Here is a 23,170-nt window from a genome sequence, read left to right on the forward strand (position 1 = left end):
AAAGTCCTTGAGAAGGGGAGCGCCTTGATGCTCTGACGTGTTGCAGAGGGGGTTATCAACTAGACGAACAAGGAGACGTGGCACAGTAAAAAAACCTCACCTCGCCGCTGAAATATCGACGAGGTGAGTGCGGGTTTGATCAGATGTCCCAGATCACGTTGATCGCAACGTTACGGCCAGGCTGGGTCAAACGGTCGAGGTTGGCCGGGCCGGTCACCGCCGCCTCGCCGACGCTGTCGTAGCTGCGCACGTCATCCCAGTTCCAGTACTTTTTGTCGGTGAGGTTGTACAGGCCGCCGTTGACGGTGATGTCGTTGGTGACTTTGTAAAACGCGGTGAGGTCGAGGATGCCGAAGCCCGGGGTTTTGAACGGGCCGTCGGTGCTGCCGTCGGGCGCGTGGAAGGTCGTGCTGTCGACGCGGTTCTGCTTTTTCACCAGGGTCCAGCTCAGCAGGCCGCCGTAGTTGTCCTGATCGTAGCCCAGGCCGAACACACCCTTGAGCGGGTTGACGCTGTTCAGCGGTTTGCCGGTAGCGTCGTTGCGGCCGTAGGCGTACGAGACCGCGCCTTGGCTGTACAGGCCTTGCGGTGCGCCGAATGCATCCAGGTTCAAGCGGCCCTTGGCCTCTGCGCCCTTGATGGTGGCACGCTTGATATTGACCGCCTGGAACTGCTCGACGGTGCCGCCGACCACGGCGTTGTCTTCATCGATAAAGTTGCGGTACTTGTTGTAAAACACCGCGATGTCAAAGGAGCCCGCATCGAACTTGCCGCGAATCCCGGTTTCGATGCCTTTGCTGGTTTCCGGCTTGAGGTCGGGGTTGGGCTCGACGGTGTAGCCCTGGTTGAGGTTTTCAAAGCGCCCGTAGAGCGCCTTGGCCGAGGGCGTGCGGAAGCCCTCGGCGTACTGGCCAAACAGCGTGTATTGATCGGTCAGCGCATAGGTCAGGCCGAACTTGGGGGTCACGCGGTGCCAGGTTTTTTCCTTGTCGCTGACCGGTAACAGGCCGGTCGGGTCGACGCCGCTGAGAAATTCCTGGGTCAGCTTGGGTTTGAGCCGGGTGTAGTCGTAGCGCACGGCAGGCAGGAAGGTCCATTTGCCCCAGTTGATTTGGTCCTGCGCGAATAACGAATACGTGTTGATGGTCGGGTCCGGGAAATCGCTGACCTTCTTCACACTGTCGCTGGCTGACGGGCTGGGCGCGCCGATGGCGGTGCAACCGGCACCGACGGCGAGGCAGGTGGCCGATCCTTCGCGTGACCCGGTGACTTTTTGTTGCTTGAGAGTGGTGCCGTAGGTCACTTGGTGGTCGGTTTCGCCGAGGCTGAATGCCTTGTCCAACTGAGCGTCGAAGACCCACTGTTTTTCTTCGTAAAGCGTGTCACGGGTGCGCAGTACACGACGGCCTGGCTGGTAGATTTCGGCAGTGGTCTGGTCGGTCTTGGCGATCTGATAATTGAGGCTGGTTTTGATGCGGTCGGCGATCGGCGATTCAAGCGCCAAGGTGTTTTCCAGGCCGAAACGCTCACGCGTGATGGTGTCGTTACCGCGACGGTCACGATAAAGGTTGAAGCCCTGGCCACCCACAAACGGGCCGCCGACCGCGTTCTTCAAGTTGACGTCGCGATCATCCTTGTACTTTTCATAGGTCAAGCCCAAGCGGTTATCGTCAGCGTAATTCCAGCCCAGCTTGGCCAGTACGTTGGTGGTGCGCGCATCTTCCGGGTTGGCGCCGGTGCGGGACAGGCCCGTGGCGTTATTGCCGTCGTAGGCCTGCATTTCATGGCCGTTGCGCTGGCTCAGGTGCAGCAAACCGTCAACATCCTGCACACGGCCGGCGACGGTGCCGGAGGTCAGCCAACTTTCATCGGCCGAGCTGTAGCCGGTTTTCAGGCGGGCCCCGACGTCCTCGCCGGGCTTGATGATGTCGTCCGGGTCGAGGGTGAAATAGCTAACCGCACCGCCGATGGCGCTGCTGCCATACAGCGCCGAGGCCGGACCGCGCAGGATTTCGACGCGCTTGACGATTTCCGGGTCAACGTAGTTGCGGCGCGTCTTGGCGTAAGGGCCGTTGAAGAAATTGTCGGGCACTTCTACGCCATCCACCTGCGTCAGAATGCGATCACCGTCTATGCCGCGAATGTTGTAGCCCGCGTTGCCGGAGCGGGTGCCGGCGCCGCCGACGGACACGCCGGGCTCATAGCGCACCAGTTCGCGAGTGGTGTTGACGGTCTGGCGGTCCAGCGTCTCGCGGTCGTGCACGCTGACGGTGCTCGGCACGCTGCTGACGTCTTGCTCGTTACGCGTGGCGCTGATCGTGACTTGTTGCAGGTTGAGGGTGCTGCCCGCCGCGCGCTTTTCCAGCACGATGTTGTTGTTGCCCAGTTTGCGGTAGCTCAGGTTGGTCCCCACCAACAGCCGGTCCAAGGCTTTTTCCGGCGACAACGCGCCACGCACGCCAGGCGAAGACACACCTTGGCCCAATTGCGCCGGCAAACCGACTTGCCAGCCGGTCACGGCGGTAAAGGCATTGAGTGCCGAGACCAGCGGCTGCTGCTCGATGCTGAACGTGTAATTGCCGTGGCTGCGCGCGACCGGTTCGGCGGCGGTGGCGGCCATAACCGGCGCGCTGGCCAACAGGAGGGCGGCGGTCAGCAAGGACAGCACGGGTGAAGAAGACCGGTGGTTGAAACAAGACGACATCGAGAGCGCTCCGGGAATACGAATCTTATAGTTGCGAGCTGAATCAAATAGGAATCAGTTGCATTGGCTAAGACGAGACGTACCACCGGCAGCTATCGAGTAAAAATAATTCTCATTTAGTTCAAGATGACCAGTGCGGGGTATTCCGACAGTTTGGCCGAGGTGATGTGCGCCAGCGAACGCACCACGTCCAGCGGCTGGTCGAGGCGATAATTGCCGGTGACGGCGGTGCTTGCGAGCGTGTCGTTGGTGTTGACGATCCAGCCGGGGTAGTAGCGGCGCAACTCGGCGAGCACTTCGCTCATCGGGCAGTTTTCAAACACCAGCCGACCCTGAACCCAGGCCAGGTCTTTGCCGGCCTCCAGCTTGGCCGGTGGCCCGAAGCCTTTGGGGCCGATGCGGATGCTCTCACCGGCGCTCAGGCGCACACGCGCATCGTTGAAGGTATTGCTCAGGTCGACGTCGCCACGCTGCACCTGCACTTGCGCCTCGCCGTTGAGGTAACGCACGGCAAAGTCGGTGTCGCGCACGCTGGCACGCACCGGGCCGGCGTCGATCTCCAGCGGCAGGCCACGGTTGGCGGTGATTTCAAAAAAAGCCTCGCCCTGATACAGCCGCGCGACGCGTTGGTTATCCTTGATGCTGCTGGAGAACGCCGAGTCGGTGTTCAACAACACCTTTGAGCCATCGTCCAACTGCAAGCGCTGGCGCTCGCCGACCACGGTGAGGTGGTCGGCCTGCAAACGCACGGGCAAATTGCTGAAGCTGAACAGGCCGAGCACCAGCACGGCGGCGGTGGCCAGCGGTTTCCAGTGCGGCTTGATGCGGCGCCAGGCTGAAGGCTTGCGCGGCGCCGCCAGGGCTACGGCGGCGCTGTGCACGGGCGCGCCACCCCAAGCCGCCTGGGCTTTGTTAAACGCGTGGACGTGCGCCGGGTCGCTGGCCAGCCACGCGTCGAACTCGGCCTGCTGCCCGGGTTGCGGGCACTGCAAGACGATGAGCCAGTCGAGGGCCTGGTCCATAGCCGTGTCTTGCAACACCTCATGAGCCAGCTCATGGGCGCGCAGTTTATTCGGGTCGGTCACGGTGTTCCTCGGGTCTTCGCCACGTTTTATTGATCTTTCCTACAGGCTGGATCGGTATAGCTGTCAGGTAAAGCTTAAGGCTGATCCAGGCGTTCGGCCACACCTACACAGATGGCCATGATCAATTTCAGTTCCTTTTGCACGGTGCTCAGGGACACTTGCAGTTGATCGGCGATCTCTTGGTAGCTGTAACCGTGCAGGCGGCTGAGGATAAAAATCTGCTGCTGGCGGGCGCTCAACTGGCCGAGGCTGACACTCAGGTGCTCAAGCAATTGCTCGGCCTGGGTTGCATCTTCCGGGGTGCTGACGGCGGCGGCGACGCTTTGCAGGATGTCCAGCGGCACATCTTCCTGCAGCGTGCGGGCTTGAATCCTGCGTGAGCGCAGGTGATCCAGCGCCAGGTTGCGCGCGGTTTGGTAGACGAAGGGTTCGAGGTGCTCGATCGGCCGCTCGCTGAGCGCCCGGGTGACGCGCAGGTAGGTTTCCTGCAACAGGTCCTCGGCGGTGCTGTGGTTGTTCACCATCCGCTGCAAGGTGCGTAGCAGAATCACCCGTTGGGTGAGAAAGACTTGGTTAAAGCGGGATTGGCTCACAGTGATACCAGCTCGATTTGCAGTGAATGATAATGCTTATCATCAACACAAATGGCAAGTGGCTATTCCTCTGAACCTGCCCAGGTGCAAGGCCCTGCACAAACCCCATGTGGGAGCGGGCTTGCTCGCGAATGCGGCGTGTCAGTCGACGAATATGCCCACTGAACCACCGCATTCGCGAGCAAGCCCGCTCCCACAAAAGCCGCCTCCCACAGGGTTATTCTGCGTTGCAGAGCGCCAGGCAGTTATCCAACATACGGTTAGAGAAGCCCCACTCGTTGTCGTACCACGCCAGCACTTTGAGCAGCTTGCCGCTTGCCTTGGTGTGGTTGGCGTCGAAGATCGACGACAGCGGGTTATGGTTGAAGTCACTCGAAACCAGCGGCAAGGTGTTGTAGCCGAGAATTTTAGAGTGCTGGCTGGCTTCTTTAAGCAGCGCGTTGACTTCCTCGGCCGTGGCTTCTTTTTTCAGCTGCACGGTGAGGTCGACCAGCGACACGTTGATCACCGGCACACGCACGGCCATGCCGGTCAGCTTGCCCGCCAGTTCCGGCAACACCAGGCCCACCGCTTCGGCGGCGCCGGTCTTGCTCGGGATCATGTTCTGGGTGGCCGAGCGCGCGCGGTACGGGTCGGTGTGGTAAACGTCGGTCAGGTTCTGGTCGTTGGTGTAGGCGTGAATGGTGGTCATCAAGCCGCTTTCGATCCCCAGTTCGCGGTGCAGCACTTGGGCCACCGGTGCCAGGCAGTTGGTGGTGCACGAGGCGTTGGAGATGATCTGATGGGATTGACGCAAGATGTCGTGGTTGACGCCGTACACCACGGTGGCGTCGGCGCCCTTGGCCGGTGCCGAGATGATCACCTTGCGCGCGCCAGCGGTAATATGCGCGGCAGCCTTGTCACGGTCGGTGAACAGACCGGTGCATTCGAACACCACGTCGATCTTGTGCGCAGCCCACGGCAGGTCGGCAGGGTTGCGAATGGCACTGACAGCAATCCGGTCACCATTGACGGTCAGGCTTTCCTGATCGTGGGCGACCTCTGCATCGAAAGTACCGTGCACGGTGTCGTATTTGAGCAAATGGGCATTGATCGAACTGTCGCCGAGGTCATTGATGGCGACGATCTGCAAATCCTGGCGGTAGCCTTGGGTATACAGTGCGCGCAGGACATTACGGCCGATACGGCCAAAACCGTTGATTGCGATACGAAGAGTCATTGGAAAGTGCCTATCGTCGATTTGTTGTAAGAATTACAAGATTATTCGCATAAAAATAGAAAACAAGCCTTTTTAGTGGCAATATTTTGTTCAATCTACAATTAGTGACCTGAATCAACTGGTCCGATGAGTCAAAAGAAACGCTGCCAGCACCTGCGCCGCGCGCTTTTGACCCGCAAAGGATCCAGGGTCGCCACATCCGTTAGCCTGGAGTTCTACACATGCATCCCCGCGTTATTGAGGTCACCGAACGGCTTATCGCCCGCAGTCGTGCAACCCGCGAGGCTTACCTTGCGCTCATTCGCGGCGCAGCCAGCGACGGTCCGATGCGCGGTAAGCTGCAATGCGCCAACTTTGCCCATGGCGTGGCCGGTTGTGGCACTGAAGACAAAAATAGCCTGCGCATGATGAATGCCGCCAACGTGGCAATTGTTTCTTCATATAACGACATGCTCTCGGCGCATCAGCCGTACGAACATTTCCCTGAACAGATCAAAAAAGCCCTGCGCGAAGTCGGCTCGGTTGGCCAGTTTGCCGGTGGCACCCCCGCCATGTGCGACGGCGTGACCCAAGGCGAGCCCGGCATGGAGCTGAGCCTGCTCAGCCGTGAAGTGATTGCCATGTCCACGGCGGTAGCGCTGTCCCACAACATGTTCGACGCCGCGCTGATGCTGGGCATCTGCGACAAAATCGTCCCCGGCCTGATGATGGGGGCCCTGCGTTACGGCCACCTGCCGATGATTTTCGTACCCGGCGGCCCAATGCCCTCGGGCATCTCCAACAAACAGAAAGCCGACGTGCGCCAGCGCTATGCGGAAGGCAAAGCCAGCCGCGAAGAACTGCTGGAATCGGAGATGAAGTCCTACCACAGCCCCGGCACTTGCACTTTTTATGGCACCGCCAACACCAACCAATTGTTGATGGAAGTGATGGGCCTGCACTTGCCGGGCGCTTCGTTCGTCAACCCGTACACGCCGCTGCGTGATGCGCTGACCCGCGAAGCGGCGCACCAGGTCACCCGCTTGACCAAGGCCAACGGCAACTTCACGCCGATTGGCGAGATCGTCGACGAAAAATCCATCGTCAACTCCATCGTCGCCCTCAACGCGACCGGCGGCTCCACCAACCACACCCTGCACATGCCGGCCATCGCGATGTCGGCGGGCATCATCCTCACCTGGCAAGACATGGCCGACCTCTCCGAGGTGGTGCCGACCCTGTCCCACGTGTATCCCAACGGCAAAGCCGACATCAACCACTTCCAGGCAGCGGGCGGCATGTCGTTCCTGATCCGCGAACTGCTTGAGGCCGGCCTGCTCCACGAAGACGTCAACACCGTGGCGGGCAAAGGCTTGAGTCGTTACACCCAAGAGCCGTTTTTGGTCGACGGCGAGCTGGTCTGGCGCGATGGCCCGATTGAAAGCCTTGATGAAACCATCCTGCGCCCGGTGGCCCGTGCGTTTTCGCCCGAAGGTGGCCTGCGTGTGATGGAAGGCAACCTGGGGCGCGGCGTGATGAAGGTGTCGGCCGTGGCGCCGGAGCACCAGATCGTCGAAGCACCGGCAGTGGTGTTCCAGGATCAACAGGATTTGGCCGATGCGTTCAAAGCCGGCGAGCTGGAAAAAGACTTCGTCGCGGTGATGCGTTTCCAGGGCCCGCGTTCCAACGGCATGCCGGAACTGCACAAGATGACGCCGTTTCTTGGCGTGTTGCAGGACCGTGGTTTCAAAGTAGCGTTGGTGACAGACGGGCGTATGTCCGGCGCCTCGGGTAAGATCCCTGCGGCGATTCACGTTAACCCCGAAGCCCAAAGTGGCGGGCCGCTGGCACGCGTCAAAGATGGCGATATTATTCGCGTCGATGGCGTGAAGGGCACCCTGGAGCTTAAGGTGGACGCCGAAGAATTTGCAGCGCGCATTCCTGCCACGGGCCTGTTGGGCAACAACGTGGGTGCCGGTCGCGAGCTGTTTGCATTTATGCGCTTGGCCGCAAGCTCCGCAGAGCAAGGCGCCAGCGCCTTTATCTGTGCCTTGGAGACGCTTAAGTGAAGCTAGCGCTGGTCGGTGACATCGGTGGTACCAACGCGCGTTTTGCGTTGTGGCGGGACCAGCAACTGCATTCGATTCGTGTGCATGCCACGGTGGATCACACCAGCCCTGAGGAAGCGATCAAGGCTTACCTGAAGGAAGAAGGCCTGCAAATCGGCGACATCGGCGCGGTGTGCCTGTCGGTCGCGGGGCCGGTGAGTGGCGATGAATTCAAATTCACCAACAACCACTGGCGGCTGAGCAAAACGGCGTTTTGCAAAACCTTGCAGGTCGACGAGTTGCTGCTGATCAATGACTTCTCGGCGATGGCCTTGGGCATGACCCGGCTAAAACCCGACGAATTCCGCGTGGTCTGCGAGGGCACCCCGGAACCGTTGCGCCCGGCGGTGGTGATCGGCCCAGGCACCGGCCTCGGTGTCGGCACTTTGCTGAACCTGGGTGAAGGCCGTTGGGCGGCGCTGCCGGGGGAGGGCGGGCATGTCGACCTGCCGCTGAGCAGCCCGCGTGAAACCCGGTTGTGGCAGCATATTCACGCTGAGATCGGCCACGTCAGCGCCGAGACCGCCTTGAGCGGTGGCGGGCTACCACGCGTGTACCGCGCGATTTGTGCGGTTGATGGGCATACACCGCTGCTCGACACGCCCGAAGCCATTACTGCCGCGGGTTTGGCGGGCGACCCGGTGGCGATGGAAGTACTCAACCAGTTCAGTATCTGGCTGGGCCGCGTCGCTGGTAACAACGTGCTGACCACCGGTGGGCGCGGTGGCGTGTATATTGTGGGCGGCGTGATTCCGCGGTTTGCCGACTTCTTTATCAACAGTGGTTTCGCCAAGAGTTTTGCTGACAAAGGCTGCATGAGCGACTACTTCAAAGGCATCCCGGTGTGGTTGGTGACCGCGCCGTATTCCGGGTTGACGGGCGCCGGTGTGGCACTTGAGCAGGCTTTTGCGTAGGCAGTGATGGCCTCTTCGCGAGCAAGCCCGCTCCCACATTCAACCGCATTCATCCAGCTGGAATGCGGTTAAATGTGGTAGCGGGCTTGCTCGCGAAGGGGGCCTTGAAAGCAACACATGACTCAGGTTTGGTCATAACAACAAGGGGGACCCGTGAGCGTAATCAGTAAATCGATTCTTCTGGTCGACGACGACCAGGAAATCCGCGAATTGCTGCAAACCTACCTCAGTCGCGCCGGTTTCCAGGTGCGTGGCGTGCCGGATGGCGCGCGGTTCCGCCAGGCAATGAACGAGGCGCCGTGCGACCTGGTCATCCTTGATGTGATGTTGCCGGACGAAGACGGTTTCAGCCTCTGCCGCTGGATTCGCCAGCACCCGCGCCAGGCGCAGGTGCCGATCATCATGCTCACCGCCAGCTCCGACGAAACCGACCGCGTGATTGGCCTGGAGCTGGGCGCCGATGACTACATTGGCAAGCCGTTCAGCCCCCGCGAGTTGCAGGCGCGCATCAAGGCCTTGTTGCGCCGTGCCCAATTCGGTCAGGAACGCAGCAGCGCCGGCGATGTGTGGGTGTTTGATGAGTGGCGCCTGGACATGATCAGCCATCGCCTGTTTCACGCTGATGGCGAAGAGGTGATTCTCTCCGGCGCCGACTTTGCCCTGCTCAAACTGTTTCTTGATCACCCTCAACAAATTCTCGACCGCGACACCATCGGCAACGCCACCCGTGGCCGCGACCTGATGCCGCTGGACCGTATCGTCGACATGGCCGTCAGCCGTTTGCGTCAACGCCTGCGCGATACCGAAAAACCCCCAAGGCTGATCCGCACGGTACGCGGCAGCGGTTATCAGTTGGCAGCCAGCGTGGTTGCCGGCAATGCCCACTGAGCATCTGACTGAGCGCCGCCGACGCTTCCCGGTGCCGCGCTCGCTGCTGGGGCGGATGTTGCTGCTGACCTTGCTCGCGGTGCTGTTCGCGCAAACGCTGTCCAGCGTGATTTGGGTCTCGCAATTGCGCGCCACCCAGCTTGAAGGTCTGGTCACCAGCGCACGCAGCCTGGCGCATTCGATGACCGCCAGCGTGAGTTACTTCCGCTCGCTGCCGGTGGCCTATCGCCCGTTAGTCCTTGATCAGTTGCGCAGCATGGGCGGCACCCGCTTTGTGGTGACGCTCAATGACCGTCCGCTGGACATGCAGCTGCTGCCGCAGACCCCGCGCAAACAAGCGGTGCTCAACGTGGTGGACGAAGTGCTGCGCCAGACCCTCGGCAGCGACGTGGATATTTCGGTGGAGTTCGTCAGCGCAGAAGACCTGCGCATTTTCAACGCCGGTTTGAAGCTCGATGAACTGCCGCGTTCCTGGGCGCATTACGCGCTGACCCTTGAGCCGGTTAACCCGCCGGTGCTGGTCACGCAGATCCAACTTGCCGCGGGCGAGTGGCTGTACATCGCCTCGCTGTTGCCCGAACCCTACACCAGCCTTGAAGAACAAGGCCTGCCGTCGCAGCAGGTGTGGTTCATCGTGCTGACCAGTGGTTTTCTGTTGTTGTTTATCGGCCTGTTGGTGCACTGGCAGAGCCGGCCGCTCAAGCGCCTCGCGCGGGCCGCGCGCGACCTGTCGTTGGGCGCCGATGTAGAGCCGGTGGCCGAAGGCGGTGGCAGTGAAGTGGTCGAAGTGGGCCGAGCGTTCAATGCGATGCGCGAACGCATCAGCCGCTACCTGACGGAGCGCAGCCAATTGTTCAGCGCGATTTCCCACGATTTGCGCACCCCCATTACCCGCCTGCGCCTGCGCGTTGAGCTGCTTGAAGACGAGAACCTGCAAGCCAAATTCGGCCGTGACCTGGACGAATTGGAGCTGCTGGTGAAAGGCGCGCTGCAATGCGTGAAAGACACCGACATCCACGAAAACATTGAGCCGGTCGACCTTAATCACGTGCTCGACTGCTTGGTGGAACCGTACCTGGCGCCCAATGGCAACGGCCGCATCACCCAGCACGGCCGCGCGCTGGCGCCGTACGCGGGCAAGCCGCTGGCGCTTAAACGCTGCATCGGCAACCTGATCGACAACGCCTTGAAGTACGGGCAGAACGCGCATTTGTATATCGAGGACGACGGCGCGGAGTTCATCCTGCATGTCGACGACGAAGGCCCGGGTGTACCGCAGCAGCGCCTTGAGCAAGTCTTCGAGCCGCACTTTCGCCTCTCTGGCCAGCAGCAAGGCTACGGCTTGGGTTTGGGCATTGCGCGCAACATCGCCCACAGCCACGGCGGTGAAGTGAGCTTGCAGAATTTGCGCGAGGGTGGATTGCGCGTCACCCTGCAACTGCCCCGAACCCTGGACTAAACAGCGCTAAACCGCAGAGCCAAACAACTCTTGGCAAAAAAACGCTGCACGCCAGAGTTCTGCAGATCAAATGTGGGAAGGGGCTTGCTCCCGATAGCCTTGGGTCAGCCAGCTCATCTCTAGCTGACACACCACCATCGGGAGCAAGCCCCCTCCCACCTGTTGATCTTGGTTGGGTCAGATACTCTGGCGCATTCTTGCCAGGTCTCTTAACGGCGGTGCACCAAACAGCCGGCTGTATTCGCGGCTGAACTGCGACGGGCTTTCATACCCCACCCGATACCCCGCCGCCGAGGCTTCCAGCCCTTCGGCAATCATCAGCCGTCGCGCTTCCTGCAAGCGCAGTTGCTTCTGGTATTGCAGCGGGCTCATGGCAGTGATCGCCTTGAAGCGGTGGTGCAACGTCGAGACGCTGAGGTTCACTTCCTGCGCGAGGGTGGGTTGCGGGTGACCTTGCAACTGCCCCGAACCCTGGACTAAACAGCGCTAAACCGCAGAGCCAAACAACGCTGGGCAAAAAAACGCTGCACGCCAGAGCTCTGCAGATCAAATGTGGGAGGGGGCTTGCTCCCGATAGCCTTGGGTCAGCCAGCTCATCTCTAGCTGACACACCACCATCGGGAGCAAGCCCCCTCCCACCTGTTGATCTTGGTTGGGTCAGATACTCTGGCGCATTCTGGCCAGATCTCTTAACGGCGGTGCACCAAACAGCCGGCTGTATTCGCGGCTGAACTGCGACGGGCTTTCATACCCCACCCGATACCCCGCCGCCGAGGCTTCCAGCCCTTCGGCAATCATCAGCCGTCGCGCTTCCTGCAAACGCAGTTGCTTCTGGTATTGCAGCGGGCTCATGGCAGTGATCGCCTTGAAGCGGTGGTGCAACGTCGAGACGCTGAGGTTCACTTCCTGCGCGAGGGAGGCCTGCGGGTGACCTTGCAACTGCCCCGAACCCTGGACTAAACAGCGCTAAACCGCAGAGCCAAACAACGCTGGGCAAAAAAACGCTGCACGTCAGAGCTCTGCAGATCAAATGTGGGAGGGGGCTTGCTCCCGATAGCCTTGGGTCAGCCAGCTCATCTCTAGCTGACACACCACCATCGGGAGCAAGCCCCCTCCCACCTGTTGATCTTGGTTGGGTCAGATACTCTGGCGCATTCTGGCCAGATCTCTTAACGGCGGTGCACCAAACAGCCGGCTGTATTCGCGGCTGAACTGCGACGGGCTTTCATACCCCACCCGATACCCCGCCGCCGAGGCTTCCAGCCCTTCGGCAATCATCAGCCGTCGCGCTTCCTGCAAACGCAGTTGCTTCTGGTATTGCAGCGGGCTCATGGCAGTGATCGCCTTGAAGCGGTGGTGCAACGTCGAGACGCTGAGGTTCACTTCCTGCGCGAGGGTGGGTTGCGGGTGACCTTGCAACTGCCCCGAACCCTGGACTAAACAGCGCTAAACCGCAGAGCCAAACAACGCTGGGCAAAAAAACGCTGCACGTCAGAGCTCTGCAGATCAAATGTGGGAGGGGGCTTGCTCCCGATAGCCTTGGGTCAGCCAGCTCATCTCTAGCTGACACACCACCATCGGGAGCAAGCCCCCTCCCACCTGTTGATCTTGGTTGGGTCAGATACTCTGGCGCATTCTGGCCAGATCTCTTAACGGCGGTGCACCAAACAGCCGGCTGTATTCGCGGCTGAACTGCGACGGGCTTTCATACCCCACCCGATACCCCGCCGCCGAGGCTTCCAGCCCTTCAGCAATCATCAGCCGTCGCGCTTCCTGCAAACGCAGTTGCTTCTGGTATTGCAGCGGGCTCATGGCAGTGATCGCCTTGAAGCGGTGGTGCAACGTCGAGACGCTGAGGTTCACTTCCTGCGCGAGGGAGGCCTGCGGGTGACCTTGCAACTGCCCCGAACCCTGGACTAAACAGCGCTAAACCGCAGAGCCAAACAACGCTGGGCAAAAAAACGCTGCACGCCAGAGCTCTGCAGATCAAATGTGGGAGGGGGCTTGCTCCCGATAGCCTTGGGTCAGCCAGCTCATCTCTAGCTGACACACCACCATCGGGAGCAAGCCCCCTCCCACCTGTTGATCTTGGTTGGGTCAGATACTCTGGCGCATTCTGGCCAGATCTCTTAACGGCGGTGCACCAAACAGCCGGCTGTATTCGCGGCTGAACTGCGACGGGCTTTCATACCCCACCCGATACCCCGCCGCCGAGGCTTCCAGCCCTTCAGCAATCATCAGCCGTCGCGCTTCCTGCAAACGCAGTTGCTTCTGGTATTGCAGCGGGCTCATGGCAGTGATCGCCTTGAAGCGGTGGTGCAACGTCGAGACGCTGAGGTTCACTTCCTGCGCGAGGGAGGCCTGCGGGTGACCTTGCAACTGCCCCGAACCCTGGACTAAACAGCGCTAAACCGCAGAGCCAAACAACGCTGGGCAAAAAAACGCTGCACGCCAGAGCTCTGCAGATCAAATGTGGGAGGGGGCTTGCTCCCGATAGCCTTGGGTCAGCCAGCTCATCTCTAGCTGACACACCACCATCGGGAGCAAGCCCCCTCCCACCTGTTGATCTTGGTTGGGTCAGATACTCTGGCGCATTCTGGCCAAATCTCTTAACGGCGGTGCACCAAACAGCCGGCTGTATTCGCGGCTGAACTGCGACGGGCTTTCATACCCCACCCGATACCCCGCCGCCGAGGCTTCCAGCCCTTCGGCAATCATCAGCCGTCGCGCTTCCTGCAAACGCAGTTGCTTCTGGTACTGCAGCGGGCTCATGGCGGTGATCGCCTTGAAGCGGTGGTGCAACGTCGAGACGCTGAGGTTCACTTCCTTGGCCAAGTCATCAATACGCAAGGGCTGTTCGTAGTTGCCGTTCAACCACTTGATCGCCTGGCTCACGCGATGGCTCTGACTGTTGGCCACGGCGATTTCATACAGCCGATAACCCTGCGGGCCACGCAGTAAACGGTAAAGAATTTCACGATTGATCAGTGGCGCGAGCATTGCCACGTCTTTCGGTGTGTCGAGCAGGCGCGCCAGGCGCAGCACGGCATCGAGCAATTGGCTGTCGATGCGGTCGACGTACATGCCGCGCGATGTCGGGCGCGAAGGCACGCCCATCGGCCCGGCTTCGGCGATCAGCGCAGTAAGCTGCGCCGTGTCGATGTTGATGCGCACCGAGAGGTTCGGCGCTTCTGGCGTGGCCTCGATGATCCGGCCGGCCACCGGCATCGCCACCGAGAAGACTAAATAGTTGAGCGGGTCGTAGGCAAAAATCTCGTCGGCCAGGCGCACTTCCTTGCTGCCGCTGGCCAGGATGCACAAGGCCGGCTCCACCAGCACCGGCATGAAGTTGCGCGGCGCGTTGTGGCGGTTCAGAAACAGCGAGGTAATCGCCGTGCCGTAAGAGCCATCTTCCCACGTGTGGCGCTGCACGATGCTGGCCAGCTCGGCGCGCTGTTTTTCCATCTCGGTATCGAGGGGCATGGCGTTAGGGGCATTCGACGACATGAGGCGTCCTCTGCGAGTTGCGTTAATGCGCCCAGATTAGCGGCGGAGTTTCAAAAGGTGTTACTTCGATTCTGCCTAATGCTTGCCTGATCCTGCGATAAAGCGTGAATCAGGCAAGTTTGGCGCCTGTCATCTGGCTGAAACATTGAGCCTGTGGCGGGAATAAAAACAGTGGGCTGCACGGCTTATCTACGCGTACGGCAGGATTGTGCAATAAGCCTGCAGGAATTGACTAACCGCGCCCACCGCCGCGCCGTTATCTTTGATCCTGTGGCAACACGCCCTCACAGTGTTTGCCGAGCATCACTTCTCAACGGGAGAGTCGAACATGCCAACCCCCATTCCCGCGAGCCATATGGCCTTTGTCCGCGCCCGTACCGGGTGCAGCACCGAACTCGGTGCACGCTTGAGCAGCTTGCTTGAACCTGGCCGCGAGGCGCAGGGCTGCCTGCAATTTTCGTTGCAGCATTCCCAGGTTGACCCCGATGTGTGGCTGGTCGCGGGTTTCTGGAGCAGCGAACAGGCGATGAGCGCCTACTTCAATTCCCCGGCCTTGATGATCTTTACCGAGCTGTTGAACGACGGCGTGGTCCGTAGCATCGACTTCCAGACCTTTACCGATGCATCCGCCGCGAATGCGTACGGCGAGTACCTGCAACTCGCCGGTTAAGGTTTAGAATGGTCGACTTTCCCATTGGCCAGGACCTGCAACATGGCACGTAAAGAGTTTGCCCACCACGAAGCCGTTTCCGCCTTGGTGCGTGAAGAAGAGGGTGGCTACAGCGCAGCCATCGCCGTCAAGGCACTGGATGGCATGGGCGCGCCACGCTTTCACAAAATCCTTGAGGGGCAGACCTTCAAGACCGCCTCCGACGCTGACGATGCGGCTGCCGTGCAGCTTGAACGGCTGCTGGATGTGGATGAAGAAGGCCAGTTGGCCTGGGCCACAGCGGCCAACTAACCCACTCCTGGAGGCGGCAAGCCGCTTCAGGATTTTTATGGCTCTGCTGTCAGCTTTTGCTGGCGCCAGGGCGATGCATCTTGAACAACGCCTCCGGCCCCAACTGGAAGTAATCCGCCGGGCCACCGCCGCGCAAGATCGGCTCGGCCGCGGCGGTGTCGTACACCCCGTCCTTGAGCAGCCACTTGGCGATGTGCACCGCCACCACCTCGCCGAGCACCAGCCAGCTTGGCACTAACTGTTGGTCGGCACGTTGCAGCTGAATGATCTGCGTCACCTTGCACTCGAACGACACCGGGCTCTCGCCGACGCGTGGTACGCCGACAACTCTTGAGGCCACCGGCGTCAGGCCGGACAACTCGAATTCATTCACCTGGGGCGCTACCGCCGCGCAACTCTGGTTCATCTGCTCGGCCAGTGGGCGGGTGGCCAGGTTCCACACAAACTCGCCGGTCTGTTCGATATTGTTCAAGCTGTCTTTGCGCCCGACGCTGGAAAACCCAATGATCGGCGGAACGTAGTTAAACGCGTTGAAGAAGCTATAGGGTGCAAGGTTCAGGCGGCCTTCGCTGTCGTGCGACGAGATCCAACCAATGGGCCGTGGGCCGACGATGGCGTTGAACGGGTCGTGCGGCAGGCCGTGGCCGTTGGCGGGTTCGTAAAAGTGAATATCGTCAGGCATGGCCGGGGTTCCTGCTAGTCAGTTCGGTGAGGCGCTCATAATGAAAGCCGTGGCGGCGAATTTCCATCTGCTGCATGCAATTTTCATTGATTACCCGCCTATTTTTCACAGCGCCACGTTCAGTCTGCCCGCCAGGTCGACACCCCCGTATAAGTCGGCCCACTGAAAGACTGAGCTCTGCAGAGCTGAACTGAACTGCCCGAAATGTGGGAGCGGGCTTGCTCGCGATGGCGGTGTAACAGTCAATTGATGTGTTGGCTGTCACACCCTCATTGCGAGCAAGCCCGCTCCCACTTTTTGCTGCGGCGCAGCGTCAGTCCGTGGTAATCCGAGAATGTTTGCGGGTGTCTTTCATGGTCACATAAACCACCAGCGACACCGCGATACACGCCGTCACATACCAGTAATAACCGGTTTCCATGCCAATGCTCTTGAACCACAGCGCGATGTATTCAGCGGTACCGCCGAAGATCGACACGGTCAGCGCATACGGCAGGCCCACGCCCAAGGCGCGAATTTCGGTCGGGAACAGCTCGGCCTTCACCACCGCGTTGATCGAGGTGTAGCCGCTGACGATGATCAGCGCCGCCATGATCAGAAAGAACGCGCCCCACCAGCTTTGAATGGTGTGCAGCGTGGTGAGGATCGGCACGGTAAACAGCGTGCCGAGGATGCCGAAAGCGATCAGGATCGGCCGCCGCCCGACTTTATCCGACAGCCCGCCGACCAGCGGTTGCAGGCACATGAACAGAAACAGCGTGGCCGCCGAAATGGTGGTGGAGTCGGAGATGCTCATGCCGACAGTGTTCACTAGGTATTTCTGCATGTAAGTGGTGTACGTGTAGAACGCCAGCGTGCCGCCCATCGTCAGGCCGACCACGGTCAACACTTCCTTGGGGTGGCGCATCAAGGTGCGCATGGCGCTTTCCCTGGATTTTTCCTTTTTGGTGAACGACTCGGTTTCTTCCATGCCGCGACGCAGGAACAGCGCGACCACTGCGCACAACGCGCCGATGGCGAACGGAATGCGCCAGCCCCAGGCATACAACTGCTCGGTGGTCAGCGTTTGTTGCAGCACGATCAGTACCGCCAGCGCTATGAGTTGGCCGGAGATCAGGGTCACGTACTGGAAGCTGGAGAAGAACCCGCGACGTTCCTTGGTCGCCATTTCACTCAGGTAGGTGGCCGAGGTGCCGTACTCGCCGCCGACCGACAGGCCTTGCAGCAAGCGTGCGAACACCAGCAGGATCGGTGCGCCGATGCCGATGGTGTCGTAACCCGGGGTCAACGCGATCAGCAGCGAGCCGAAGCACATCAGCAATACCGAGGCCATCAGCGCGGCCTTGCGGCCTTTGTAGTCAGCATAGAGGCCCATCAACCAGCCGCCGATCGGGCGCATGATAAAACCCACGGCGAAGATCGCGGCGGTGTTCATCAACTGAGCGGTGGAGGAGCCAGCAGGGAAGAAGGCCTTGGCGAAGTACAGCGAGAAGGCCGCGTAGACGTACCAGTCGTACCACTCGACCATGTTGCCGACGGAGCCGCTGAAGATCGATTTGATCCGGCTCGACGTAGTGCGTTCTTTTGCCGGCGCAGCCGCCGACCCCAAAGGCAAGGTGTTGGAGTTATCCATTGAAGGATCCTTCATCTAATTGTTTTTGTGGAGCGGCGCGAACGCTGCCTGGTTCGGGCTATAGCAGGAGCTGTGCCAAGTAGATGAAGGCCCGGTTTGGAAGGGTTGCAGAATACTTTTGAGCGGAAAGTCGCTGATGGTTTTGGGGATGTGAGCGGAAATCCGCTTATGGTTGTGGGCCTCATCGCGAGCAAGCCCGCTCCCACAGTTTGATTGGTGAATACCGCCCAATGTGGGAGTGGGCTTGCTCACGATGGCGTCCTGCCAGGCAACACACAAACCAGCCTAGATAAACGTTTCGCGCACCAACCCATGCCGCTGCATCTTTTCATTCAAGGTGCGACGCGGCAGTTGCAGTTCGGCCAGCACCGCCTTGATGTCGCCCTTGTGCCGCATCAGCGCCGCTTTCAGGCAGTGGGCTTCGAAGGCTTCCTGCTGCGCCGCCAACGACTGCCCCGCCTCAATGCCTTCCGGCTCAGGCTCGCCGAGGCCCAACACTTGGCGTTCGGCGACATTCGCCAGCTCACGCACATTGCCCGGCCAGTCATGGCTGAGCAGCCGCCCGAGTTGCGCGCCGCTCAACGGCTCGACGCTGCGGCCCAGGCGTTCGGCGGCGCTGTGTGCAAAGTGCTCGAACAGCAGCGGAATATCTTCGCGGCGCTCGCGCAGCGGCGGCAGGCGCAGTTGCGCGACATTCAGGCGATACGCCAGGTCTTCGCGAAAACGCCCGGCGCGGGCTTCTTCCAGCAGGTCGGGCTTGGTGGCCGCAATAATGCGTAAATCCACCTGAATACTTTGGTTGGAGCCCAGCCGTTCAAGTTTCTGCTCTTGCAACACGCGCAGCAGTTTGACTTGCTGGGCCAGCGGCATGCTTTCGATTTCATCGAGGAACAGTGTGCCGCCATGTGCATATTCGAGTTTGCCGATGCGCTTGCTTTGCGCGCCGGTGAACGCGCCACTTTCGTGGCCGAACAGCTCTGCTTCAAACAGCTGTTCCGGGATGGCTGCGCAATTGAGCGCCACAAAGGGCTTCTTGGCGCGTGGGCCAAAATCATGCAGGCAGCGCGCGACCAATTCCTTGCCGCTGCCGGTCTCGCCACGAATCAACACGTTGACGGGCAAGGTCGCCAGGTCCAGCACCTGGCGTCGCAGGTTTTGCACGCTGCGCGACACACCCAACAGGCTGCATTCCAATTGCGCGCGATGGTCGGCCTGTTGATGCAGGCGGCGGTTTTCCAGAATCAGCCCGCGTTTGTCGAGGGCGCGGCGCAGGCTGGTGAGCAAGTCCTGCGGGCTGAAGGGCTTTTCCAAAAAGTCGTAGGCACCGTCGCGCATGGCTTCGACGGCCATCGGCACATCGCCGTGCCCGGTGAGCAATATCACCGGCAAGCCGGCATCACGGCGCTGCACTTCGGCCAGCAGGTCGTGGCCGCTTAGCCCCGGCATGCGCACGTCGCTGAGAATCACGCCGGGGAAATCCTTGGGCAGTTGCGCCAGGCATTCCTCGGCGCGGCTGAACAGCTGCACGTCAAACCCTGAGAGGCTCAACCATTGCTCGACGGCCGTGCGAATGCTGGCTTCGTCATCCACCACAATCACTGCGTTCAACATGGTTCGGGCGTCTCCAGCGCAATAGGCAAGGTCAGGGTAAATACGGCGCCGTCGCCATGGTTGCCGGCGACCAAGCGCCCGCCCAGTTCGTGCACGATGGCGTAGGACACCGCCAACCCAAGGCCGAGCCCATCGCCCACGGGTTTGGTCGTAAAGAACGGGTCGAACACGTTGTTCAGGTGTGCTTCGGCAATCCCGCCGCCGCTGTCGCTGACGCTAAGCTGCCACAGTTGCTCATCGCTGTGCAGGCGGATTTCCAGGCGTTTGCGCGGCTTGCCGGCCATTGCATCAAGGGCGTTGCGCAGCAGGTTGATCAGCACCTGTTCCAGGCGGATTGCATCACCGCGTACCCAGGCCGGGCGGGTCAGGTTTAGCACCACGCCGATGGCTTCATCGCGCAAGCGCGCGTCGAGCAAGTGCAGGGACTGGTCGACCACGGTCGCCAGGTCGAGCCGTTCGCGCAGGCCGCTCGGGCTCTTGCGCGCGAACGTCTTGAGGTGGCCGGTGAGTGCGGCCATGCGTGTGAGCATCTCGTCCAGTGGCGTCAGCGCCTTGTAGGCGTCGTCCACGCGGCCGTGGTCGAGCAGCAGCCGCAGAGTTGCCAACTGCATGCGTTGGGCGGTCAGCGGCTGGTTGATTTCGTGGGCGAGGGCGGCCGACATCTGCCCCAATGCCGCCAGCTTGGCCGATTGCACCAGGCCATCCTGGGCGGTGCGCAGCGCCTGAGTGCGCTCTTCTACAAGCTGTTCAAGCTCTTCGCGGCTGCGTTGGCGCAAACGGCCGAGGCGCCAGCGTTGGGTCAGAAACAGCGCCAGAAACACCAGGGCCAGCCAGGAACCTGCAGCCGCGAGGCCGGCGTTGCGCTGGTCTTCAAAGGCGAACTGCGGTTTGCGCAGCAGGTGCAAGGTCCAGCCCTCGGCCTTCAAGGGCAAAGATTGCCAGAGGTAATTGGCGCTGCCGTCGGGGCCGTTGACGCGCATCAGGAGGCTGTTTTCGTCAAAACGCTGCAACGTTTGAGTCTCCAGCGGTTGCAGGTGTTTTTTGTCGTATTGGCGAGTGGCCGCAAGGTCGGCGAGGTCGTCCGCCGTCAACGCACGCAGGTTGCGATAACGCCAGCCGGGCTGGGTGGCGATAAACACAATGCCGCGCGCATCGCTGATCAGTAGCAGGTCATTGCCTTGCGCCCACTCGCGTTCAAGTTCGGGAAACTCCAGCTTGACTACCATGGCGCCGAGGAACTGTTGATGTTCGTCAAGCACGGCGCTTGAGAGGAAGTAACCCGGAATGCCGGTGGTCACCCCCACCGCATAAAAACGCCCGGTGCCCTGGCTCAAGGTCTGGCTGAAATAAGGCCGAAACGCGTAGTTGTGCCCGACGTAACTGCTCGGCAGGTCCCAGTTACTCGCCGCCACGGCCAGGCCGGTACGGTCCATCAGCTCGAGGGTAGAAGATTGCGCGGCGCCATTGATGCGCGCCAGTTTGCGGTTGAGCACGTCTTGGGTGGTGGCATCCAGCGGGCTTTTCAACGCGCTGATCATTTCCGAGTCCAGCGCCAATACGGCGGGCAGGGCGCGGTAGCGTTCGATCAGGGTGTGCAGCGAGTTGCCGTACAGCGTGAGCTGTTGATGGGCGCGGGCGGCGTCGTCGACCAACGCCTGGCGCTCGGCATGGCGCGTGGCCAAGGCAGCGGCCAGCACCGCGCCGGCGATGATCAGCAGCGAGTAGAAGGTCAGGCGCAGCGGGCGAGGGATCACGATCATACGGTGATGGGCAGGCACGGTAAGGGGTGGGCACCATAGCATGCGCGGCCTGGAACTGGTGGGGCCTGGCTTTTGTGTGGGGGCTTGTGTGGGGGCTTGTATGGAAAGGGGCTTGCTCCCGATGGCAGTGTGTCAGCTGCGCACAGGCTGACTGACACTCACTCATCGGCAGCAAGCCCCCTCCCACATGTTACTGCGTTCAGCGTTTGTCCTTGCGGGTAGGGTGCTTACTGCACTTCTACCGCGAGGCTTTGACTGATTTTTTTCTGCCAGATGGCAGGACCAGTGATGTGTACGGATTCGCCCTTGCTGTCCACCGCAACGGTGACCGGCATGTCTTTCACGTCGAACTCGTAGATCGCTTCCATGCCCAGTTCAGCGAACGCGACGACGCGCGACTTCTTGATGGCTTGCGCCACCAGGTAAGCAGCACCGCCGACGGCCATCAAGTACACAGCTTTGTGGTCTTTGATCGCTTCGATGGCGGTTGGGCCGCGCTCGGACTTGCCGATCATGCCCAGCAGGCCGGTTTGCTCAAGGATCTGACGGGTGAACTTGTCCATCCGCGTCGCGGTGGTCGGGCCAGCAGGGCCAACCACTTCTTCGCGCACCGGATCAACCGGGCCAACGTAGTAGATGAAGCGTCCCTTGAGGTCTACCGGCAGGGTTTCGCCCTTGTTCAGCATCTCGACCATGCGCTTGTGCGCCGCGTCGCGACCAGTGAGCATCTTGCCGTTGAGCAACACGGTTTCGCCCGGCTTCCAGCTCTGCACGTCTTCCGGGGTCAAGGTGTCGAGGTTGACGCGACGGGCCGACGGGCCGGCTTCCCAAACGATTTCCGGGTAGGCGTCCAACGATGGCGCTTCCAGCGACGCCGGGCCGGAACCATCCAGCACGAAGTGCGCGTGGCGGGTGGCGGCGCAGTTGGGGATCATGCACACCGGCAGCGAGGCGGCGTGGGTCGGGTAGTCCATGATTTTGACGTCGAGCACGGTGGTCAGGCCACCCAGGCCCTGGGCGCCGATGCCCAGTTGGTTGACCTTCTCGAACAGCTCCAGGCGCATCTCTTCGATACGGTTGGACGGGCCGCGCTTTTTCAGCTCATGAATGTCGATGGACTCCATCAACATTTCCTTGGCCATCACCGCCGCTTTCTCGGCGGTGCCGCCGATGCCAATGCCGAGCATGCCCGGTGGGCACCAGCCGGCGCCCATGGTCGGAACAGTCTTGAGCACCCAGTCGACGATCGAGTCGGACGGGTTGAGCATGGCCATTTTCGACTTGTTCTCGGAACCGCCGCCCTTGGCCGCCACGTCCACTTCCACGGTGTTACCCGGGACGATGGAGTAGTGGATCACCGCCGGGGTGTTGTCCTTGGTGTTTTTACGCGCGCCTGCCGGGTCGGCGAGGATCGATGCACGCAGCACGTTTTCCGGCAGGTTGTACGCCTGGCGCACGCCTTGGTTGATCATGTCGTCCAGGCCCATGGTGGCGCCGTCCCAACGTACGTCCATGCCCACGCGCACGAACACGGTGACGATACCGGTGTCCTGGCAGATCGGGCGATGGCCGGTGGCGCACATGCGCGAGTTGATCAAAATCTGTGCGATGGAGTCACGCGCTGCCGGCGATTCTTCGCGCAGGTAGGCTTCGTGCATCGCCTGGATGAAGTCAACGGGGTGGTAATAGGAAATGAATTGCAGGGCGTCGGCAACGCTCTGAATCAGGTCGTCTTGTTTGATCACGGTCATGAGTCGCGCTCCTCTATAAGGGAACATTCAATAAAGGTGGCTTCAGTGTTGCATCGGTCGGCTGAAGCCACCTTTCCAAGGCACGCCAAAGTGGTGCAGGCGCGACGCTAAAAAGGCGCGGCAGTATAACCCGGTGCGGTAGCTGATACACCCGACTATGGTCAAAGTCTGTGGGAGGTTTTACTGCATCTTTGATGTAGCGCTGTCGCGCTTGGGGTGTTCTTCAGGTTGGGTGTATATCCTTTATTTGGGTGATGGCTTGTATCGGTTCCGCTCTTACAGCGGGTCACTTTTGAAAGGACCCAAAAGTAACCAA

At 60.7% G+C, this 23,170-nt stretch carries 16 protein-coding genes and 5 pseudogenes; 6 read left to right on the plus strand and 15 right to left on the minus strand.

The features are described 5' to 3' along the window. Positions 1 to 139 precede the first annotated feature (139 nt). The 4 genes from AO240_RS24155 to gap all read right to left on the minus strand — a co-directional run bounded on the left by AO240_RS24155 (position 140) and on the right by gap (position 5,601). Positions 140 to 2,704 carry a TonB-dependent receptor gene (locus AO240_RS24155; protein ID WP_099239862.1) on the minus strand — a complete coding sequence of 855 codons (2,565 nt, stop codon included), beginning with the start codon at positions 2,702 to 2,704 and terminating at the stop codon, positions 140 to 142. A gap of 116 nt (positions 2,705 to 2,820) precedes the next feature. Beyond that, entirely contained in the window at positions 2,821 to 3,789 is a 969-nt protein-coding gene (locus AO240_RS24160) for a FecR domain-containing protein (protein ID WP_099239864.1), read from the minus strand. A gap of 74 nt (positions 3,790 to 3,863) precedes the next feature. Next, positions 3,864 to 4,382 (minus strand): RNA polymerase sigma factor, encoded by a 519-nt coding sequence (locus AO240_RS24165; protein WP_099239866.1) that lies wholly within the window; start codon positions 4,380 to 4,382, stop codon positions 3,864 to 3,866. Positions 4,383 to 4,599: 217 nt separating this feature from the next. Continuing rightward, entirely contained in the window at positions 4,600 to 5,601 is a 1,002-nt protein-coding gene (gene gap / locus AO240_RS24170) for a type I glyceraldehyde-3-phosphate dehydrogenase (protein WP_058414769.1), read from the minus strand. 221 nt (positions 5,602 to 5,822) lie between these two features. Between gap and edd the strand changes: the two genes are divergently transcribed. The 4 genes from edd (at position 5,823) to AO240_RS24190 (ending at position 10,949) form a co-directional block, all read left to right on the plus strand. Continuing rightward, positions 5,823 to 7,649, plus strand: a complete 1,827-nt coding sequence (gene edd / locus AO240_RS24175) for a phosphogluconate dehydratase (protein ID WP_099239868.1) — start codon at positions 5,823 to 5,825, stop codon at positions 7,647 to 7,649. Continuing rightward, positions 7,646 to 8,602: a glucokinase gene (locus AO240_RS24180; protein ID WP_099239870.1), complete on the plus strand. Its 957-nt coding sequence runs from the start codon at positions 7,646 to 7,648 to the stop codon at positions 8,600 to 8,602. Before edd ends, AO240_RS24180 begins: the two co-directional genes overlap by 4 nt. 153 nt (positions 8,603 to 8,755) lie before the next feature. After that, positions 8,756 to 9,490 (plus strand): response regulator, encoded by a 735-nt coding sequence (locus AO240_RS24185; RefSeq protein ID WP_058414766.1) that lies wholly within the window; start codon positions 8,756 to 8,758, stop codon positions 9,488 to 9,490. A 31-nt stretch (positions 9,491 to 9,521) separates the two neighbouring features. Further along, a complete protein-coding gene (locus tag AO240_RS24190) occupies positions 9,522 to 10,949 on the plus strand; it encodes an ATP-binding protein (protein ID WP_371918677.1) in 1,428 nt (475 codons plus the stop codon). A 177-nt stretch (positions 10,950 to 11,126) separates the two neighbouring features. On the opposite strand, the pseudogene cmrA (AO240_RS24195) reads toward AO240_RS24190, so the two are convergent. The 6 genes and pseudogenes from cmrA (AO240_RS24195) to AO240_RS24220 all read right to left on the minus strand — a co-directional run. After that, a pseudogene (cmrA, locus tag AO240_RS24195) lies at positions 11,127 to 11,384 on the minus strand (AraC family transcriptional regulator CmrA); the annotation flags it as partial. 222 nt (positions 11,385 to 11,606) lie between these two features. After that, positions 11,607 to 11,864, minus strand: a pseudogene (gene cmrA / locus AO240_RS24200) (AraC family transcriptional regulator CmrA); the annotation flags it as partial. A gap of 222 nt (positions 11,865 to 12,086) precedes the next feature. Beyond that, a pseudogene (gene cmrA / locus AO240_RS24205) lies at positions 12,087 to 12,344 on the minus strand (AraC family transcriptional regulator CmrA); the annotation flags it as partial. Between the two features lie 222 nt (positions 12,345 to 12,566). Continuing rightward, a pseudogene (cmrA, locus tag AO240_RS24210) lies at positions 12,567 to 12,824 on the minus strand (AraC family transcriptional regulator CmrA); the annotation flags it as partial. A 222-nt stretch (positions 12,825 to 13,046) separates the two neighbouring features. Continuing rightward, positions 13,047 to 13,304, minus strand: a pseudogene (cmrA, locus tag AO240_RS24215) (AraC family transcriptional regulator CmrA); the annotation flags it as partial. A gap of 222 nt (positions 13,305 to 13,526) precedes the next feature. Continuing rightward, positions 13,527 to 14,456 carry an AraC family transcriptional regulator gene (locus tag AO240_RS24220; protein ID WP_058414764.1) on the minus strand — a complete coding sequence of 310 codons (930 nt, stop codon included), beginning with the start codon at positions 14,454 to 14,456 and terminating at the stop codon, positions 13,527 to 13,529. 328 nt (positions 14,457 to 14,784) lie between these two features. Between AO240_RS24220 and AO240_RS24225 the strand changes: the two genes are divergently transcribed. Together AO240_RS24225 and AO240_RS24230 are read left to right on the plus strand one after the other, a co-directional pair. Then, a complete protein-coding gene (locus AO240_RS24225) occupies positions 14,785 to 15,126 on the plus strand; it encodes an antibiotic biosynthesis monooxygenase family protein (RefSeq protein ID WP_099239874.1) in 342 nt (113 codons plus the stop codon). A gap of 42 nt (positions 15,127 to 15,168) precedes the next feature. Beyond that, positions 15,169 to 15,417 carry a hypothetical protein gene (locus tag AO240_RS24230; RefSeq protein ID WP_058414762.1) on the plus strand — a complete coding sequence of 83 codons (249 nt, stop codon included), beginning with the start codon at positions 15,169 to 15,171 and terminating at the stop codon, positions 15,415 to 15,417. Positions 15,418 to 15,466: 49 nt separating this feature from the next. Here the strand turns inward: AO240_RS24230 and AO240_RS24235 are convergent, their stop codons facing one another. The 5 genes from AO240_RS24235 to AO240_RS24255 all read right to left on the minus strand — a co-directional run bounded on the left by AO240_RS24235 (position 15,467) and on the right by AO240_RS24255 (position 22,854). Further along, on the minus strand, positions 15,467 to 16,099 hold the full coding sequence (locus AO240_RS24235) for a flavin reductase family protein (protein ID WP_099239876.1): 633 nt from the start codon (positions 16,097 to 16,099) through the stop codon (positions 15,467 to 15,469). A 313-nt stretch (positions 16,100 to 16,412) separates the two neighbouring features. Then, entirely contained in the window at positions 16,413 to 17,732 is a 1,320-nt protein-coding gene (locus AO240_RS24240) for an MFS transporter (protein ID WP_099239878.1), read from the minus strand. A gap of 285 nt (positions 17,733 to 18,017) precedes the next feature. After that, on the minus strand, positions 18,018 to 19,343 hold the full coding sequence (locus tag AO240_RS24245; RefSeq protein WP_099239880.1) for a sigma-54 dependent transcriptional regulator: 1,326 nt from the start codon (positions 19,341 to 19,343) through the stop codon (positions 18,018 to 18,020). Further along, positions 19,337 to 21,103 (minus strand): ATP-binding protein, encoded by a 1,767-nt coding sequence (locus tag AO240_RS24250; RefSeq protein WP_099239882.1) that lies wholly within the window; start codon positions 21,101 to 21,103, stop codon positions 19,337 to 19,339. The genes AO240_RS24245 and AO240_RS24250 overlap by 7 nt, the downstream gene beginning before the upstream one ends. Before the next feature lie 227 nt (positions 21,104 to 21,330). Then, positions 21,331 to 22,854, minus strand: a complete 1,524-nt coding sequence (locus tag AO240_RS24255; protein WP_099239884.1) for a fumarate hydratase — start codon at positions 22,852 to 22,854, stop codon at positions 21,331 to 21,333. Positions 22,855 to 23,170: the final 316 nt, after the last annotated feature.

It is taken from the genome of Pseudomonas sp. ICMP 460, from assembly GCF_002723595.1.
GTDB classification, from domain to species: Bacteria; Pseudomonadota; Gammaproteobacteria; order Pseudomonadales; family Pseudomonadaceae; genus Aquipseudomonas; species Aquipseudomonas kitaguniensis.